This window comes from Enterobacter cloacae complex sp. P14RS (assembly GCF_014895895.1).
In the GTDB taxonomy this organism is placed as follows: Bacteria; Pseudomonadota; Gammaproteobacteria; order Enterobacterales; family Enterobacteriaceae; genus Enterobacter; species Enterobacter bugandensis.
The window spans coordinates 38,082-55,362 of the sequence record NZ_JADBQM010000013.1 but is presented as its reverse complement, the minus strand read 5'-3'; the positions used below and the strand labels follow the sequence as shown (position 1 = coordinate 55,362).

The 17,281-nt window shown below is 53.3% G+C and carries 15 protein-coding genes; 10 read left to right on the top strand and 5 right to left on the bottom strand.

All coding sequences use genetic code 11. From position 1 onward, the window contains the following. The first annotated feature begins 183 nt into the window (after window positions 1–183). Window positions 184–846 carry an HAD family hydrolase gene (locus IM295_RS12010; RefSeq protein WP_028014726.1) on the top strand — a complete coding sequence of 221 codons (663 nt, stop codon included), beginning with the start codon at window positions 184–186 and terminating at the stop codon, window positions 844–846. Between the two features lie 60 nt (window positions 847–906). Here the strand turns inward: IM295_RS12010 and IM295_RS12005 are convergent, their stop codons facing one another. Next, on the bottom strand, window positions 907–1,932 hold the full coding sequence (locus IM295_RS12005; RefSeq protein WP_028014727.1) for a TerC/Alx family metal homeostasis membrane protein: 1,026 nt from the start codon (window positions 1,930–1,932) through the stop codon (window positions 907–909). A gap of 576 nt (window positions 1,933–2,508) precedes the next feature. On the opposite strand from IM295_RS12005, the gene IM295_RS12000 reads away from it, so the two are divergent. The 5 genes from IM295_RS12000 to IM295_RS11980 all read left to right on the top strand — a co-directional run bounded on the left by IM295_RS12000 (window position 2,509) and on the right by IM295_RS11980 (window position 9,333). Then, complete coding sequence (locus IM295_RS12000) at window positions 2,509–3,063, top strand: fimbrial protein (protein WP_028014728.1); 555 nt, start codon at window positions 2,509–2,511, stop codon at window positions 3,061–3,063. A gap of 55 nt (window positions 3,064–3,118) precedes the next feature. Then, window positions 3,119–3,802: a molecular chaperone gene (locus IM295_RS11995; protein ID WP_041911869.1), complete on the top strand. Its 684-nt coding sequence runs from the start codon at window positions 3,119–3,121 to the stop codon at window positions 3,800–3,802. A gap of 37 nt (window positions 3,803–3,839) precedes the next feature. Continuing rightward, a complete protein-coding gene (locus IM295_RS11990) occupies window positions 3,840–6,347 on the top strand; it encodes a fimbria/pilus outer membrane usher protein (protein ID WP_193066741.1) in 2,508 nt (835 codons plus the stop codon). A gap of 11 nt (window positions 6,348–6,358) precedes the next feature. After that, window positions 6,359–7,402, top strand: a complete 1,044-nt coding sequence (locus tag IM295_RS11985; RefSeq protein WP_193066740.1) for a fimbrial protein — start codon at window positions 6,359–6,361, stop codon at window positions 7,400–7,402. A 107-nt stretch (window positions 7,403–7,509) separates the two neighbouring features. Then, window positions 7,510–9,333, top strand: a complete 1,824-nt coding sequence (locus IM295_RS11980; protein WP_193066739.1) for an integrin alpha — start codon at window positions 7,510–7,512, stop codon at window positions 9,331–9,333. Between the two features lie 53 nt (window positions 9,334–9,386). On the opposite strand, the gene IM295_RS11975 is transcribed toward IM295_RS11980, so the two are convergent. After that, window positions 9,387–10,583 (bottom strand): NAD(P)/FAD-dependent oxidoreductase, encoded by a 1,197-nt coding sequence (locus IM295_RS11975; RefSeq protein WP_193066738.1) that lies wholly within the window; start codon window positions 10,581–10,583, stop codon window positions 9,387–9,389. Window positions 10,584–10,811: 228 nt separating this feature from the next. On the opposite strand from IM295_RS11975, the gene pitA reads away from it, so the two are divergent. From pitA to IM295_RS11960, 3 genes are all read left to right on the top strand, one after another. Continuing rightward, window positions 10,812–12,311, top strand: a complete 1,500-nt coding sequence (pitA, locus tag IM295_RS11970; protein ID WP_028014734.1) for an inorganic phosphate transporter PitA — start codon at window positions 10,812–10,814, stop codon at window positions 12,309–12,311. Window positions 12,312–12,483: 172 nt separating this feature from the next. Next, window positions 12,484–12,873, top strand: coding sequence for a polymorphic toxin type 44 domain-containing protein (locus IM295_RS11965; RefSeq protein WP_028014735.1), 390 nt, complete (start codon window positions 12,484–12,486; stop codon window positions 12,871–12,873). Continuing rightward, window positions 12,851–13,258 carry a hypothetical protein gene (locus IM295_RS11960; protein ID WP_028014736.1) on the top strand — a complete coding sequence of 136 codons (408 nt, stop codon included), beginning with the start codon at window positions 12,851–12,853 and terminating at the stop codon, window positions 13,256–13,258. The genes IM295_RS11965 and IM295_RS11960 overlap by 23 nt, the downstream gene beginning before the upstream one ends. Window positions 13,259–13,301: 43 nt before the next feature. Here the strand turns inward: IM295_RS11960 and uspB are convergent, their stop codons facing one another. Beyond that, window positions 13,302–13,637, bottom strand: coding sequence for a universal stress protein UspB (gene uspB / locus IM295_RS11955; RefSeq protein WP_003861224.1), 336 nt, complete (start codon window positions 13,635–13,637; stop codon window positions 13,302–13,304). A gap of 283 nt (window positions 13,638–13,920) precedes the next feature. On the opposite strand from uspB, the gene uspA reads away from it, so the two are divergent. Then, window positions 13,921–14,358: a universal stress protein UspA gene (gene uspA, locus IM295_RS11950; RefSeq protein ID WP_003861223.1), complete on the top strand. Its 438-nt coding sequence runs from the start codon at window positions 13,921–13,923 to the stop codon at window positions 14,356–14,358. 60 nt (window positions 14,359–14,418) lie between these two features. On the opposite strand, the gene rsmJ is transcribed toward uspA, so the two are convergent. Both rsmJ and prlC read right to left on the bottom strand, forming a co-directional pair. Further along, window positions 14,419–15,171, bottom strand: coding sequence for a 16S rRNA (guanine(1516)-N(2))-methyltransferase RsmJ (gene rsmJ / locus IM295_RS11945; RefSeq protein WP_047367222.1), 753 nt, complete (start codon window positions 15,169–15,171; stop codon window positions 14,419–14,421). Between the two features lie 7 nt (window positions 15,172–15,178). Further along, window positions 15,179–17,221 (bottom strand): oligopeptidase A, encoded by a 2,043-nt coding sequence (prlC, locus tag IM295_RS11940; protein ID WP_193066737.1) that lies wholly within the window; start codon window positions 17,219–17,221, stop codon window positions 15,179–15,181. Window positions 17,222–17,281: the final 60 nt, after the last annotated feature.

The window sequence follows — 17,281 nt, the reverse complement described above, 5'->3', positions numbered from 1 at the left end:
GAAATATCTTTCGATGTGGCGATAATATAGACTGCTCACTTTTTCACCAATCATTATTGAGACCAAAATTGGACTCACTTTCAGATCGCAAGATTGAGAAAAAAAAGGGTGGTGATGTAAGGACTGTTCAGATAAAGCAGGTAAACTGATCGACAGAATGTGTAATTCAGCTAAGACGTATTTATGACCAATATGATTGCCGACGAGACGGTGGCGAAATCCAGCGTGCTCTCTGTCTTTGACTTTGACGGGACGCTCACGCACCACGACAGCTTTATCCCTTTCCTGCGTTTTGCCTTTGGGAAACGCTACTTTGCGGGTCGTCTGGTGCGCATGGCGCTGCCCACGCTCCACTGCGTGCGCCGCAAGCTGACGCGTGATGAGCTGAAGGAAGTGCTGATTAAAACGTTCCTGACGGGCGTGGACGAACACTGGCTACGCCAGCAGGCGGAAGCCTTTTGCGAAAAATACTGGAACAAGCTGATGCGCCCCGAAGGGGTTCTGGCGGTGGCGGCTGAGGTAAATTCCGGCGCGGAAGTGACGATCTGCTCTGCGTCGCCGGCGCTGGTGCTCCAGCCGTGGGCGGACAGGCTCGGCATTAAGCTGATTGGCACGCAGCTGGAAGTGAAGGACGGCAAGCTGACGGGACGCATTACGGGCAATAACTGCCGCTGCGCCCAGAAAGTGGCGAGGCTGGAGAAGGTGTATGGCGATCTGAACGACTATCATCTGCGAGCCTGGGGCGACACCCGCGGCGACCACGAACTGCTGGCCGCGGCGCAGGATCCACACTGGCGGCACTTCCATCACCCACGCAAGCGCCGGAATTCACCGATTAAGGGTTAGGTGCGGTCTGTTGCCCTCACCCCAGCCCTCTCCCACAGGGAGAGGGCGAAAAGCGGTGCATCAGGCCTCACGTTTCCCCGGGAACATCACGCTCGCAATAATCCCCAGCGCCAGCACACCTAACACCACAAACAGGCTGGCCGTCGCGCCAATGCTGTAACCGTGGTGCCAGAAGTGATCGGTCGCATTCAGACCCAGCTTGAACGCCACGAAGAACAGCAGCAGCACCACCGCTTTCTCCAGGTGCACCAGATACTGCTTAAGCGCTTCCAGCACAAAGTAGAGGGTACGCAGGCCGAGAATGGCGAACATCATGGCGCTGTAGATAATCAGCGGCTCGCGGCTTACCGCAATAATCGCCGGTACGGAGTCAAAAGCGAACATCACGTCAGAGAGTTCCACCACCGCCACGCAGAGCAGCAGCGGCGTTGCATAGCGCTTCGCCTTCTTCACGCGGCCAACCGTTACGTCCTGGTTTTCCGGCTTTTCAAGCTCCGCATCCACCTCTTTCTGCGTCAGGATAAACGCGTTGCTGCTGATTTTGGGCCAGACGGGATAGAAGCGTTTCACCAGGCGATAGGCAAGGTGACCCGAGTAATCTTCCACTTCGTCACTCTCTTCATTGCGCTTGAGCATCATCACCGCCGTCCAGCCGACGACCAGCGCAAAAATAACCTCCACGTACGGCCCCAGGCTCAGCAGGCTGGTGCCGATCGCCACGAAAATACCGCGGAAGACAATCGCCCCCAGCACGCCCCAGTAGAGCACACGGTGACGATACTTATCCGGCACGCCGAACCAGGCAAAGATCGCCATCATCACGAACAGGTTATCGATGGAGAGTACCTCTTCCAGCGCGTAACCGGTGAGGAACAGGCTCGCCATCTCGGCGCCGTGGTGGATGTACAGAAAACCGGCGAAGGCCATCGCCATCGAGAACCAGAAAACGGACCACATGGCCGCACTTTTCAGCGAAACAGGTTTATCGTGACGGTGCATGAAGAGGTCGATAAACATCGCCCCAACGGCCATCACCACAAAGACAACAACGGTTTCAGTCGGGAAACCGAGATGAGCAGAAGCCATGAATCTATCCTTAACCTTCATCTGCGCGCTGGCAGAGGCAACGTTTGCAACAAAAAAAAGAAAACGCCCGTATCACCGGGCAAGAGAATAATAATAACACTTCTTGACGCCAGCCCGGCAATGTAAATGTGATGTTAAAAGTGCCAGGATTTCTCTTACGTCTTCCGGGAAGGCAACGTGTTCTTCCGGAGATTATTCTTTCATTATTATGAAAGTTTTATTATCTGAGCTGAACCTGACACACGGCAAGTAGTAAATAAGCCGTAAAATTCTCACACTGAATTGCTGATAAAACCCTGATAAAAACAACCTAACTCATTGATTTTAAAACCACCAAAGACAAATCATGACGTTCTCACTTTATTTTTTTTAAACGCTTGTTAACCTGACCCAGAAAAATATTCAGACTTCTTGTGATGGAAGTTTTTCACATGGACTGGTAAGCGATGATGAATATCCACCTTAATGTTTCATATTAGCGGAATATCCACATCCCGTGACCACAACAACGCTTTCGAGTGACTAACCCGAAATAATACTGTTCTACCTTTTACACACTGAGGAATATTTTAAAAAATGAATAAATCCGTTATTACCATGGGATTTTTATTGGCTGCAATTGCCAGTCCTTCCAGCCATGCAGCGCCAGGTAAAGGCGCAGGGACGATTGAATTCACGGGTATGATTACCGCGAGCACCTGTGATGTCGATATTAACGGTCAGGGGGGGAACCCAACGATCGATATGGGTACCATCTCGTCTTCAGCATTTAAAGAAAAAGGTGACGTTGCGGGTATTCACCGTATCCAGATAGAACTGTCTAACTGCGATACCGCCGTCCTTAAATCAGCCGGAGCACGATTTGGCGGTGCCTATGATGCTAATGACAATAATCTGCTCGCGCTTAAAACCGGTGGCGACGCCGCAACGGGTTTGGGTATTGAATTCCTGAATGAAGATGGAACATCGTTAAAACTGGGCGACAACCCGAATAAATTTGTTCCTATTACCGGTGATGGCACCACGGGGGCAGCCACCCTGCTGTATTCAGCCCGTTATAAATCATCCCTGGATGCTGTGACCGCCGGTAAGGCAGATGCGGTTGCGGATTACACCATTATCTATAAATAAATCATTCAACTCAGTTCCGGGCAATGAATAACAGCCCGGAACGCAAGGACGTTTTATGTTAAGGAAACGCTATCTGACGCTGCTGGCTCTGCTCTTTGGCTCTTGTATGTCACACGCCAGTGTGACCTTATCCAATACGCGGGTGGTATATCATGCGGACAAGAAAGAGAGCAATATTACAGTCAGAAATAATACTGCCAGCCCGTTCCTGGTACAGAGCTGGGTACAGGGCAAAGATTCACAGGGCACCAAAGCCCCGTTTATTGTGACGCCACCGCTTTTTCGCATGGATGCAGGTAAGTCCAACGCGCTACGTATTATCTATAACGGCGCGCCTTTACCGCAGGATCGCGAGTCGCTTTTCTGGATCAACGTAAAATCGATCCCCTCCTCTTCCAGAGAGGATATTAATAAACTGCAGATAGCGGTAAATACCCGGATCAAATTATTTTATCGTCCGTCAAATTTAATGGATGAACCCACGGATATTAGTAAGAATGTGCAATGGTCTGTTAAAAATAACGAACTCATTGTACGCAACAACTCGTCTTATTACATTTCCTTTGCGGAGGTGAAGATCAATAACAAAGCATGGTCAGAGATTGACATGCTCGCGCCTAAAAGCAGCACAACATTCACGCTCAGGAACACGCTTTTGAAAAACAATGCCACCGTACAATGGAAATATATCAATGATTATGGCGGCAACAGCCAGTTAATCACACAAAAAATAGAATAACGATTTTAAAACAATAACCTCACAGGGGTATTTTTTCATGACTATATTTTGGGGCATTCGTCCAGCGCTTTGCTTTGCCTGGATATTACCCAGCGCATTATACGCCAGTGATTACTTCGACCCGGCCTTTCTGGAAACGGGTGGCGCGCCGCGTACCGCCGTCGATCTTTCTCTCTTTGAGAACAAAGAGAGCCAGACACCCGGCGTTTATCGTGTTGACCTGTTTCTTAACAATAAAATGTTCGACACGCGCGATATCACGTTTCGACTCGAAGAGAACGCGCAACATAAAAATATCCTCGCACCGTGCCTCAGCGAGGAGACGCTCCAGTCGTTTGGTGTTAAAACGGCGGCATTCCCGTTGCTCCGGGACGATACCCAGGGCTGCGCGAATCTGTCGGCGATCCCTCTCGCAAGCAGCGAATTTGACTTCAGCGAGCAGGCGTTAAGGCTCAGCATTCCCCAGGCGGCCCTGGACAGCCACGCTCACGGCTACATCGATCCTGCGCGTCGGGAACAGGGTATTCCGGGCCTGATGCTCAGCTACAACTACAGCGGCGCCACGTGGACCTCGCACAACGGGACGGGAACCGATAGCCAGTACCTCAGCCTGCGTCCGGGACTGAACGTTGGACCCTGGCGTTTACGCAATTTCTCGACCTGGAGTAACAGCCAGGGACAAGCTGGGCGCTGGGAATCGGTTTATACCTATCTGCAGCGTGATATCAGCGCCCTGAATAGCCAGCTGATTGTCGGGGATAACAGTTCTACCGCAGAAGTCTTTGATAGCACCCCGTTTCGCGGCGTTCAGCTTTACTCGGATGAACAGATGCTTCCGGGCAGCCTGCGAGGCTATGCGCCGGTGATCCGCGGTATTGCTCGTACTAATGCCCAGATCACTATTTTTCAGAACGGCTACAGCATTTATCAAAGCTATGTCCCGCCCGGTGAATTTGTCATCAACGATCTTTACCTCGGCAGCAGCGGCGAGCTGAAAGTTGTGGTGAAAGAGGCGGATGGCAGCGAACAAGTCTCTTTAGTGCCTTACGCGTCGTTAGCGGTTATGCAGCGGGAAGGGCAATACAAATATGAAGTCATTAGCGGCAGCTATCGTTCCAGCAGCAGCGATGCTGAGAATGCCCTGTTTTCACAAGGGAGCCTGATTTACGGTCTGCCGTGGGAAACCTCGATATACGGAGGCATGCAGGCTGCCAGCCAATATCAGTCCCTGCTTTTTGGCATGGGTAAAAACATGGGCGATTTTGGCGCACTGTCATTTGATATTACCCAGGCCTGGGCCACCACTAAACAGGCAGAGAAAAACCGGGGACAGTCGCTACGCCTGCGCTATAACAAAAATTTGCTGTCTACCGGCACTAACGTTGCGATTGCGGGCTATCGCTACTCGACGTCCGATTTCTACACGCTCGGTGAAACCCTGAGCAGCTATCACTCGCAACCCTCGCGCCTGGATCGACGCCGTAGCCGTACAGAACTGACGCTAAACCAAAACCTGGGAGAAAACCTCGGCTATCTCTCCGCCATGCTGGTCAGCGAGGACTACCACACGAGCCAAAAACGCACGACCTCCGCCACGCTGGGCTATGGCAACAGCTGGAACGGGATCAGCTATAGCCTGAATTACAACCACTATCTGAACGTGACAAAAGAGGATAACCAGCGTCTCTATAACCAGGACAATCTGTTCAGCCTGAGCGTGAGCGTCCCTCTGGACAAATGGCTCCGCTCCACGCGTGCCGGTTACACCTTCTCTGCGGCGGAAAAACGCTCGCCAGGCCACAGTGTTTCCCTGAGCGGCAGCGCCCTTGAGGACAATAACCTGAACTGGAGCGTACAGCAGAATATCAACCCAGGGAGCCAGGCAAACAGCAGCGATGCCTCGCTTAGCTATAACGGACGCTATGCGCAGGTTGGCGCCGGGTATGGCTATAGCCGGGACGCGCAGCGGCTGAATTACAGCCTGCGCGGGGGCGTGCTGGTTCATCCTCATGGCGTCACGCTGGCACAGTCGCTGGGTGAAACGGTCGCTCTGGTTGAAGCGCCGGATGCCGCAGGTGTCAGCGTCCGTAACCACACTGGCGTGCGCACCGACCCCTGGGGCTATGCGGTGGTGCCTTACCTGACACCTTATCAGGAGAGCAATATCCAGCTGCGTCCCGATACATTACCTGACGATGTCGAGCTGGAAAGTAACAGCCATAAAGTCGTTCCCACCCGGGGGGCCATCGTTCGGGCACGTTTCACCACGGCGGTGGGTAAACGCCTGATGATGACGCTGAAAGATGCGCAGGGCAAACCCGTTCCGTTCGGTGCCATTGTTTCTCAGAATACCACCAGCAGCATTGTGGGTGATGAAGGCAGCGTATTCCTCACCGGGATGGCGGAAAAAGGGACGTTAGACGTGAGCTGGGGTAAGAAACCCGATCAGCGTTGCCAGGTTCACTATCAGCTTTCTGGCCAGGAACCCACGATTAGCGGAATTGTGCAGTTAACGCAGACCTGCAAATCATCCGTTAATAAATAAAGGAATTAAAAATGAAAAAATTAACATTACTCGCGTGCCTGGCAGCAGGGGGATTGATGGGCGCGCCAGCTTATGCTGATGTTGTAGGAAGCTGCTGGCCGACATCAACCGTATCTGGCCAGGCGCACAAGTTTGATATTATCGAAAACCTTACTGCTGACGACGTACCCGGCACAACCCAATCCACATGGAATAATAAAGGTAATTTTAATGGTATCTGCCTCTGTCAGGACTCCAGCGTGCCAGAAAGTATCTTATTTCGATTTACCAGTACGAAACTGGGCACAGGAGGCGGCAAACGTAACGCAGACTTTATCTATTATCCTCTGGATGCGGAAAAGGGTATTAATATCGGTATAAATGTCGTTCTTGGTGGCGAGGATGAATTGCGGTATATCCCGGTTGATTTGAGTAATACCGCCGGTGTTGATAATGGACGTCCTGCGACAAATAACTGTGATGATAAAAACGACCATACTCTGTTCGCAACCGGCTCCAGCGGGACTGTCTCTCTGGAATTAACTAAACCGCTTCCTTCAGGCCGCATTGATATTCCTATGCAGGAATTAGTGACCATTTTTGCCAAAAAGCAGACAGGGAGTTATGACACCTCCAGACCTTTTGTCACACTTAATTTCCAACTGTCAATTGATATTCCACCACAATGCATGATTAATGACGGGCAAACCATCAAGGTCCCGTTTGGCAGTATTACCGCGAATGAATTTAAGCCCGACGCCACCGGTAAGCAAAAAAGCGTGGATATTCGTGTGACTTGCAAAAATCCTGAAGATGAAAGCAAGGTGAGTATTAAGTTCCGCGCGTCCGATTTTAATGGCTCTGGTTTTATCAAGACCCATAATGATGAAGGTGAGCGCAATGATTTAGGGATAAAACTTGAACACAACGGGAATAAAATTGATGGCAGCAGTTCGGCCGTACCAACGCAGGAGGGGAATGTCACTATTATAGCAACACCTGTCCAACAAGGAGAAAAGTCTCCACAACCGGGAAAATTTGAAGCCACATCCACGCTGGATTTCGAGTTTAAATAAAGAAAAAACTTAATACAGCGTAGAAACCTCTTATTTCCCGGCAACACATAGCGCTATACAAATGAGTTGCCGGGTATGAAAAATGGATTTGTATAAGGATATATACTATGAAACTCAAAACGAAAACGCGTGTAGCGCTTTGCGTTGCAGCTTTATCAGGTACTGGTATCACGGCATCACAGGTTATCGCCAGCGATATCGAGCCTTATTCTGTCCCTGTATCTATTAAGGGTGAAAAAGAAAAAGACTATTTCGGTATGACGATGACCACGATCGGTAAGTTTTCCGATAAGGACAATGGTTCGCATATCGCGGGTGAAGATATTGTCATTACGGCCCCCTGGGGGGATGGCGCAAAAGGGATCGCGTACGTCATTTTCGGGACTTCCGGTGGGAAACCCATGCAGCAAGTCAATAACGTAGGTGAATTCGATCCGCAAAACGCGCTTAAAATTATCCACAGCAATAAAGCGAATAAGCCTGGCTCAGTGACGACAAAATGGATGGGCGTCGCGGTACGTAAAATAGGTGATATTAACGGCGATGGATATGATGATTTAGTCATCGCCTCCCACTGGCATGATCAGGTCTATATTATCTGGGGCGGACCGCATCACCGTACCGGCGCGCGTCTTTCTAATCAGATTGACCTCAATGATATCGACAACGGCGACGCTCGCCTGGGTATTCGCATCCGTACGGTGAATTCTTCAGGCAATGCGAATACCGGCGGCTGGTTTGGCGCCGCGGTAGGCCCAATTAAATATAAAAATTCTGAAGTGGCTAACAAGATGGTCGATCTTGCTATCGGCGATATCGAAGGCACGGGCGGACGCGGCGGCGCCATCATTATCTACGGCGCTCAAAAGCCAGGCGATCAGTGGCAAAACATTGATATTAAGCGCAACAACCTGGGCGACTGGGAGATCCCTGCCGCGACCGGTGCCTATATTCGTCCGCAGATGACCGCCACCAACGGTCCGGATAAACCCCTTAACTACAACCTTGGGCAGCAGATCAGCGATGTCGGGGATATTAACGGCGACGGCTTCAGTGATTATCTGATCGTCGACCCGGAATCGGTCAATGAAGGCCGTAAATCAGAGAACAGCGGCACTGATGGACGCGGCACGGCCTATCTCGTCTACGGCAGCAGCTTCAACCAGGGGAATCTCGACATCGCCTCGCTAAACTCGACGCAGGCAACCCGCATTCACGGTATGGGGGCGGCTTTCCTGGGTGGTCAGTCCGGCGGAGGTGAAGGAAGTAACGATCATAGCGCGTATACGCAGGATAAGCCCAATAACGGCACCATTACGCCATTAGGTAATTTCCTGAATGCTCACGCTAACGCTTTTGCGATTAGCGCCCCTGCCGACATGGGTATTGATAAAAAACGTTCCGGGCTGGTCTGGATTATTAAAGGTAAGGCCGACGGCAGTAAGCTACCATCGTCTCTGTTCCTCGATGCGGCGCACACCCGGCTGAACTACAACAAAACATTTAGCGTACACGATGGCTATGCTATTTACGCCGAAAGGCCTGGCAGCAAGCTGGCAGGGTTCGGGAACAGCATTCTCGGTAATGTGGACTTGAACGGCGACGGTAAAAAAGACCTGGTGATCGGCGATCCGAATGCGGTGAACGGCAGCGGCACGCAGGTGGGTGCCGTGTATGTCATCAACGGCGGTAAAAGCCTGGATGACTACACTGACGATGAAGAAGGCATGATCAATATTAATACGCTGGTGAGAGAAGGCGTTGCGAAAGTCTACTGGGGTAAAAATCAGTATGAAAAATTCGGCGCGTCCATTGCGGCCGGGAGCTTCAATGGCTTCACTCAGGACAGTCTCGCCATTGGTTCTTACCGTGATAACACCTGGACGGGTAAGGTCACCTTCCGCATTGCGGATTACGCTATACCGGATTAATGCTTACATCATCTGAATGGGCAACACCGCCGGGGAGGAGACTCCCCGGCAATTTATTGCGCATTTTGCAGCGCCTGCGCGCACGCCCAGGCGCTCGACCACGCCCACTGGAAATTATATCCGCCGAGCCAGCCGGTTACGTCCATTACTTCGCCAATAAAGTAGAGCCCCGGCACGTTGCGCGCTTCCATCGTGCGTGAAGAAAGCTCATTCGTGTCGACACCGCCCAGCGTCACTTCCGCCGTGCGATACCCCTCGGTGCCGTTTGGCTGAACGCGCCAGTTCGTTAGCGTCTCTACCAACGCTTCCTGCTCGCGGCTGTTAAGCTGCTTGAGCGACACGTCGGGGATCTGCCCCAGCCCCTGCAAACACTCCACCAGACGCTTCGGCAGCTGCATCGCCAGGGTATTTTTCAGGCTCTGATTCGGGTGCGCGGCGCGCTGTTCGTTGAGGAACGCGTCCAGATCGCTGTCGGGCAGCAGATTCACCGTGACAAATTCCCCCGGCTGCCAGTAGCTGAAGATTTGCAGGACCGCCGGGCCGGAGAGACCGCGGTGGGTAAAGAGCAGGTTTTCGCGGAACACCGTCCCGTCTTCGGCAGTAATAACGGAGGGAACAGAGACGCCGGACAGCGTCTGTAGCTGCTCCAGCAGCGGCTTATGCAGCGTGAACGGCACCAGCCCGGCGCGGGTGGGCAGCACCTTCAGGCCAAACTGCTCGGCAATCTTGTAGCCGAACGGTGACGCGCCCAGCCCCGGCATCGACAGACCGCCGCTGGCGATCACCAGGTTATCGGCGCTGACGGTGTCACCGTTCAGCTGCAGCGTGTACCCCTGCTCGTCGCGGCCCACCTCCAGCACTTCAGTGCGCAGGCGCATGACCACGCCGCCCTTCTCGCACTCGGCCACCAGCATATCGACAATCTGCTGCGCGGAGTCGTCGCAGAAGAGTTGCCCGAGCGTCTTTTCATGCCACGCGATGCCATGCTTACCCACCAGGTCGATAAAGTCCCACTGGGTGTAACGCGCCAGCGCTGATTTGCAAAAATGGCGGTTCTGGCTCAAATAGGCCGCGGGTTCGACATAAAGATTGGTGAAGTTGCAGCGCCCGCCGCCCGACATCAGGATCTTGCGGCCTGGCTTTTTTCCGTTGTCCAGCAACAGCACGCGACGACCCGCCTGTCCGGCCATCGCCGCACAAAACATACCCGCCGCACCGGCGCCAATTACCACGGCATCAAACCTTTCCACGTCAAAACCCTCTTCGTTAACTGCCGCGGATTGTAAAGTTTCCTCTGTGGTCACACCAGCGTAAAAAGATATTACAAAGCCATTCCATTGAAATTTAACGATTATCCTTTCAGGCACTTTTCCCAAATCAGGTGGTATGTCAAAAAAAGTCTATATTTCACTTTGCCCGTTGCGCATTTGTCCTGGATAATGCGCCGCGTTCATGTCCTCAAAATGGCGTAACGTCCTATGCTACATTTGTTTGCCGGCCTGGATTTACATACCGGGCTTTTACTATTGCTTGCTCTGGTTTTTGTACTGTTTTACGAAGCGATCAACGGCTTCCACGACACTGCAAACGCAGTAGCAACGGTTATCTACACTCGCGCAATGCGATCGCAGCTTGCGGTTGTTATGGCGGCGGTATTTAACTTTTTTGGTGTCCTCCTGGGCGGACTGAGCGTTGCGTATGCGATCGTGCATATGCTGCCAACGGATCTGCTGCTTAACGTGAGTTCCGGTCATGGCCTCGCCATGGTGTTCTCAATGCTGCTTGCTGCCATTATCTGGAACCTCGGTACCTGGTATTTTGGCCTGCCTGCATCCAGCTCTCACACCCTCATCGGCGCGATTATCGGTATCGGGTTAACCAACGCCCTGATGACCGGGACATCGGTTGTTGATGCGCTGAATCTGCCTAAAGTACTGGGCATTTTCGCTTCTCTCATCGTCTCCCCTATCGTGGGTCTGGTGGTTGCGGGTGGATTGATTTTCATCCTGCGTCGCTACTGGAGCAACACGAAGAAACGTGCGCGTATCCATCTGACGCCAGCAGAGCGTGAGAAGAAAGACGGCAAGAAAAAGCCGCCATTCTGGACGCGTATCGCCCTGATCATTTCTGCTATCGGCGTGGCCTTCTCTCACGGCGCGAACGACGGGCAGAAAGGCATTGGTCTGGTGATGCTGGTTCTGATCGGTGTCGCACCGGCGGGCTTCGTGGTGAATATGAACGCCTCGGGTTACGAAATCACCCGTACCCGTGATGCGGTCAACAACGTTGAAACCTATTTCCAGCAGCACCCTGAGCTGCTGAAAAAAGCGACCGGCGTTGACCAGTTGATCCCTTCTCCGGAAGCCGGTGCCACCACCGCGCCTGGCGAATTCCACTGCCATCCGGCTAACGCGATTAACGCGCTGGAACGAGCCAAAGGTATGCTGGGCAACATCGAAAGCTACGATAAACTGGCCGTTGAACAGCGTGGTCAGCTGCGTCGTATCATGCTCTGTATCTCCGACGTGACCGATAAAGTCGCGAAGCTGCCAGAGGTGAATGGTGACGACAAGCGTCTGCTGAAGAAACTGAAAAGCGATATGCTCAATACCATTGAGTACGCGCCAATCTGGATCATCATGGCCGTCGCGCTGGCGCTGGGTATCGGTACAATGATTGGCTGGCGTCGTGTGGCGACCACCATCGGCGAGAAGATCGGTAAGAAAGGCATGACCTATGCGCAGGGTATGTCCGCGCAGATGACGGCGGCAGTGTCTATCGGTCTGGCGAGCTACACCGGTATGCCGGTATCCACCACCCACGTACTCTCCTCGTCCGTGGCAGGTACCATGATTGTTGACGGCGGCGGTCTGCAGCGCAAAACCGTGACCAACATTCTGATGGCCTGGGTGTTTACCCTTCCGGCTTCTATCCTGCTGTCAGGCGGGTTGTACTGGATTTCGCTGAAGCTGATTTAATTGGCTGAAGGCGACAAAAAGCGGGTCAGGAAACTGACCCGCTTTTTTATGGCTGTTATTTGCAATCCAACAGTTTATAACATTAGGATTTTCTGAACATTTTTTGCTCAAAAGAGTTGCGAAAATAACACTATGATGACGGCCAGAAGAAAAACCAGACAAAGGAGAATGTATGGCTTCTGTCCCAATTTCAGGACCTGGCTCAATAGTTATAGCAAATAATATGCGTGAAGCACGTCTCCATGGCATGTCGCGTAACATGGCCACTCCCTCAACGTATTACTGGTTCTACCAAAAAGTCCGAAATGGTGGTCCCTGGGATTACAAAAAATTCGACCCTTATTTTGCTGCATTTGGTAATTTCAACTTCGGAGCCGCCGGAACTGCAGCAGGCATACCTGCAAACATCCTTCTTATGGGCGCTGGTTGGGCTCAAGGCCGTGCTGGCACGTCAAAACCTGAATGGGGAAAATGGCACGAAAAGCCGCCTTACGGGGACGATCCAACGGACCAACGCAATATCAGAGAAGGAATAGCGTATGCCATTCAAAACGGCTACTAAATGGATTCATCGCCTTGTTACTGTTTCGCTTCTGGCTCTGGTCATTGGATTTGTGTGGCTCAACCACCAGCCCAACCAGCAAGAGGGCGATAAACTTCAACGCGTTTATAAATTATCTGACAGCGTCTGGCTCTATATGACCGTGAACAATCAGGGTGGCGCCACCGTACCCACAATCTACCGTTACTATCTCTCGGAAAAGATAACAGGGAAAGACACCGACATTATCCATCAGTTGGCAATGAAGCATCCTGTCATTGAAGGTACGGGTACAATCACTGCGGCCAGCATTGATACAAACGGACACGTTAATATCGCCTATAGCGGGAAGGTTATTTCGATTGAGACCAATATCTCCAATCTGCGGTTCTCAGTGAAGCCCTGAACCAGAGGAAAGCAGGCGGGGTTATCCCCGCCTGCTGAGGTACTCAGTGCCAAATCATCAACGCAATCATACTGACCACGACCAGCCCACACAGGGCGCTGGTCAAAATGAACTGACGACGCAGACGCTCGCAGCGACGGATAAACTCTTCATCGTGATGATCGCGGTAGCGCTGGTAGTAGATATACCCCACCAGACGCATCTGCTTGCTGGGCTGTCCATGCGAGGTGAAGAACCCTCCACCGTCCACATACTGATACAGCAACGGATCGCAACCACGAAGTACCACTAACAGCGCACGTAACGATGAGAAGTAGCGCGCCATATTCACTATGCAAACTACGCATAACGCCCAAAACAATGCGACGGTGCTAATCATACATCCTCCCCGGCGTCCGCCCACGAAGCAAGGCTCCTGAGCTACCGCACCCCAATGCCCTGACAGACAGTTCAGTGAAAGAATGACTAAAAGTCGATCCGGTTCGCGTTTTAATATCCGAACGGCTCATTAAATAGTGTAGGAGATCCGTTAATTTTTTTGCCACAAGGTTAATCGTTATCAACACCAAAGCTTGAAAAATATGTTTAACTGGGCCGTAATGAAAGCATCAGACGACGGCTTTCCCATTTAGTCATCGATAACTTAAGGAAGGAGTAACACTATGGCTTACAAACACATTCTTATCGCGGTAGATCTCTCCCCGGAGAGCAAAGTGCTGGTTGATAAAGCGGTATCTATGGCACGTCCCTACAACGCGAAAGTCTCCCTGATTCACGTTGATGTGAATTACTCCGACCTCTACACCGGTCTGATCGACGTCAATCTGGGCGATATGCAGAAACGCATCTCTGAAGAAACGCATCACGCGCTGAGCGAGCTCTCCACCAACGCGGGCTATCCGATCACCGAAACCCTGAGCGGCAGCGGCGACCTGGGTCAGGTGCTGGTTGATGCGATTAAGAAATACGATATGGATCTGGTGGTATGCGGTCACCATCAGGACTTCTGGAGCAAGCTGATGTCTTCAGCACGCCAGCTGATTAACACCGTTCACGTGGACATGCTGATTGTTCCGCTGCGCGACGAAGAAGACGAGTAAGTGCAAAAAAAGCGGCACTGACAGTAGGCCGGGTAAGGCGAAGCCGCCACCCGGCTTTTTTTATTCTGGCGTACCCGAATAAATATCAAACCGATGCCCTTTCGTGGTCACCGCGTTAGTAGTCGCAACGTCCGCCAGCGGCGGCGCGTAGTCCGGACGCTTCACCACCACCCGCTTCGTCGCGAGCTGACGAGCCGGCTCCAGCAGGCCGTCTGCGTCTAAATCCGGCCCCACCAGCGATTGAAATACCCGCATCTCTTTCTTCACCAGCGCGCTTTTCTGCTTATGCGGGAACATCGGGTCGAGGTAGACCACCTGCGGACGCGGGGTGATGTCCGTCAGCGCCGTCAGGCTTGATGCGTGGATAAGCTGCAAACGCTCCTGCAGCCACGGGCCGATTTCCGGGTCCGCATAGCCTCGCGTCAGCCCGTCGTCGAGCAGCGCGGCGACAACCGGATTACGCTCCAGCATCCGCACATGACAGCCCACCGACGCCAGCACAAACGCATCGCGTCCCAGCCCCGCCGTGGCGTCCACCACGTCCGGGAGATAGCTCCCCTTAATGCCGACCGCTTTGGCCACCGCTTCGCCGCGACCGCCGCCGAACTTACGCCGGTGCGCCATCGCGCCGCCGACAAAATCGACAAAAATCCCGCCGAGCTTCGGTTCATCGCGCTTGCGTAATTCGAGATGTGCTGTCGTCATTACCAGCGCCATCAGGTTCTCTTCATCGTGCTCCAGTCCCCAGCGGGCCGCCAGAACAGATAAGGCGCCGTCTCCGGCGCCCGTTTCATCCACTAAGCAGATCTTCACGTAACAATCAGCCTTTGATCCCGTAATGCTCAAGCATCGCATCCAGCTGCGGCTCGCGGCCACGGAAGCGTTTGAACAGCACCATTGGCTCTTCAGAACCGCCGCGGGTCAGGATGTTGTCAAGGAACGACTGGCCGGTTTCGCGGTTGAAGATCCCCTCTTCCTCGAAGCGAGAGAAGGCATCCGCCGCCAGCACGTCGGCCCACAGGTAGCTGTAGTAACCCGCCGCGTAACCGCCTGCAAAGATATGGCTGAACGCGTGCGGGAAGCGGCCCCAGGTTGGCCCAGGAATAACGGCAACCTGCTTTTTAATCTCGGCCAGCGTTTCGAGGATTTTCGCCCCCTGCTCCGGGCTGAACTCGGCGTGCAGGCGGAAATCGAACAGGCCGAACTCCAGCTGACGCAGAATGAACATCGCCGCCTGGTAGTTTTTCGCCGCCAGCATTTTATCCAGCAACTCTTTCGGCAGCGGTTCGCCGGTCTCATAGTGGCCGGAGATAAACGCCAGCGCGTCCGGCTCCCAGCACCAGTTTTCCATAAACTGGCTTGGCAGCTCGACCGCATCCCATGGCACCCCGCTGATACCGGCGACGCCGGCGGTTTCGATGCGGGTCAGCATGTGGTGCAGGCCGTGACCGAACTCGTGGAACAGGGTGATCACTTCGTCGTGGGTGAACAGCGCAGGCTTGCCGCTCACTGGACGGTTGAAGTTACAGGTCAGATAGGCGACCGGTTTTTGCAGGGAACCGTCTGCTTTACGCATCTGGCCCACGCAGTCGTCCATCCACGCCCCGCCGCGCTTGTTCTCACGCGCGTAGAGATCGAGGTAGAAGCTGCCGCGCAGTTCGTTTTTCTCGTCATACAGTTCGAAGAAGCGCACGTCCGGATGCCAGACGTCAATATCAGTACGCTCTTTAGCGGTAATGCCGTAAATGCGTTTCACCACTTCAAACAGGCCGTTGACGGCTTTGTTTTCCGGGAAGTACGGGCGCAGCTGCTCGTCGCTGATGCTGTAGAGGTGCTGCTTCTGTTTTTCGCTGTAGTACGCGATATCCCACGGCTGCAGCTCGTCCACGCCAAACTCCGCTTTCGCGAAGGCGCGCAGCTGGGCCAGCTCTTTCTCACCCTGAGGACGAGCACGTTTGGCCAGATCGGTCAGGAAATCGAGCACCTGCTGCGGGTTCTCGGCCATTTTGGTGGCGAGGGATTTATCCGCGTAGCTGTCGAAGCCCAGCAACTGAGCCAGCTCGTGACGGAGGGCGAGGATTTCCGCCATGACCGGGCTGTTGTCCCACTGACCGGCATTCGGCCCCTGATCGGAGGCGCGGGTGCTGTAGGCGCGGTACATCTCTTCACGCAGGGCCTGGTTGTCGCAGTAGGTCATCACCGGCAGATAGCTCGGGATATCCAGGGTTAACAGGAAGCCTTCCTGCTCTTTTGCTTCGGCCTGGGCTTTCGCCGCCGCCAGCGCGCTTTCCGGCATACCCGCCAGCTCGGCTTCGTCGGTAATCAGCTTCGTCCAGCCCATGGTAGCGTCAAGGACGTTGTTGCTGTACTGGTTGCCCAGTTCGGACAGGCGCGCAGCGATTTCGCCGTAGCGAACCTGCTTCTCTTTTGGCAGACCGATACCGGACAGTTCGAAATCACGCAGGGCGTTATCAACCGATTTTTTCTGCGCCGTGTTCAGTTCGGCATAATGGTCGCCGTCGCGCAGGTCGCGGTAGGCTTTGTACAGCCCTTCATGCTGGCCGACCCAGGTGCTGTACTCAGAGAGCAGCGGCAGGGTTTGTTCGTAGGCTTCACGCAGCTCCGGGCTGTTTTTCACCGAGTTCAGGTGGCTCACCGGGGAAAAGATACGCCCCAGCACGTCGTCCACTTCGGCCAGCGGCTGACACAGATTCTCCCAGGTGTACGGCGCGCCCTGCGCAACCACGCTTTCTACCGCCGCGCGGCAGTTTTCCAGCGACTGGGTAACGGCTGGAACCACATGCTCAGGGAGGATTTTAGAAAACGGTGGCAACGAAAAAGGCGTCAGTAATGGATTGGTCATAAACGCTGTCCTGTTGAAATAGATGAATGAAGCGCGCATCCGGCGCTGTGCATATTGTTC

What these genes read in the sequence shown, in the direction of transcription:
- IM295_RS12010 (WP_028014726.1), top strand. Translation starts at nt 184, where the DNA reads ATGACCAATATGATTGCCGACGAGACGGTGGCGAAATCCAGCGTGCTC.
- IM295_RS12005 (WP_028014727.1), bottom strand. Translation starts at nt 1,932, where the DNA reads ATGGCTTCTGCTCATCTCGGTTTCCCGACTGAAACCGTTGTTGTCTTT.
- IM295_RS12000 (WP_028014728.1), top strand. Translation starts at nt 2,509, where the DNA reads ATGAATAAATCCGTTATTACCATGGGATTTTTATTGGCTGCAATTGCC.
- IM295_RS11995 (WP_041911869.1), top strand. Translation starts at nt 3,119, where the DNA reads ATGTTAAGGAAACGCTATCTGACGCTGCTGGCTCTGCTCTTTGGCTCT.
- IM295_RS11990 (WP_193066741.1), top strand. Translation starts at nt 3,840, where the DNA reads ATGACTATATTTTGGGGCATTCGTCCAGCGCTTTGCTTTGCCTGGATA.
- IM295_RS11985 (WP_193066740.1), top strand. Translation starts at nt 6,359, where the DNA reads ATGAAAAAATTAACATTACTCGCGTGCCTGGCAGCAGGGGGATTGATG.
- IM295_RS11980 (WP_193066739.1), top strand. Translation starts at nt 7,510, where the DNA reads ATGAAACTCAAAACGAAAACGCGTGTAGCGCTTTGCGTTGCAGCTTTA.
- pitA (WP_028014734.1), top strand. Translation starts at nt 10,812, where the DNA reads ATGCTACATTTGTTTGCCGGCCTGGATTTACATACCGGGCTTTTACTA.
- IM295_RS11965 (WP_028014735.1), top strand. Translation starts at nt 12,484, where the DNA reads ATGGCTTCTGTCCCAATTTCAGGACCTGGCTCAATAGTTATAGCAAAT.
- IM295_RS11960 (WP_028014736.1), top strand. Translation starts at nt 12,851, where the DNA reads ATGCCATTCAAAACGGCTACTAAATGGATTCATCGCCTTGTTACTGTT.
- uspB (WP_003861224.1), bottom strand. Translation starts at nt 13,637, where the DNA reads ATGATTAGCACCGTCGCATTGTTTTGGGCGTTATGCGTAGTTTGCATA.
- uspA (WP_003861223.1), top strand. Translation starts at nt 13,921, where the DNA reads ATGGCTTACAAACACATTCTTATCGCGGTAGATCTCTCCCCGGAGAGC.
- prlC (WP_193066737.1), bottom strand. Translation starts at nt 17,221, where the DNA reads ATGACCAATCCATTACTGACGCCTTTTTCGTTGCCACCGTTTTCTAAA.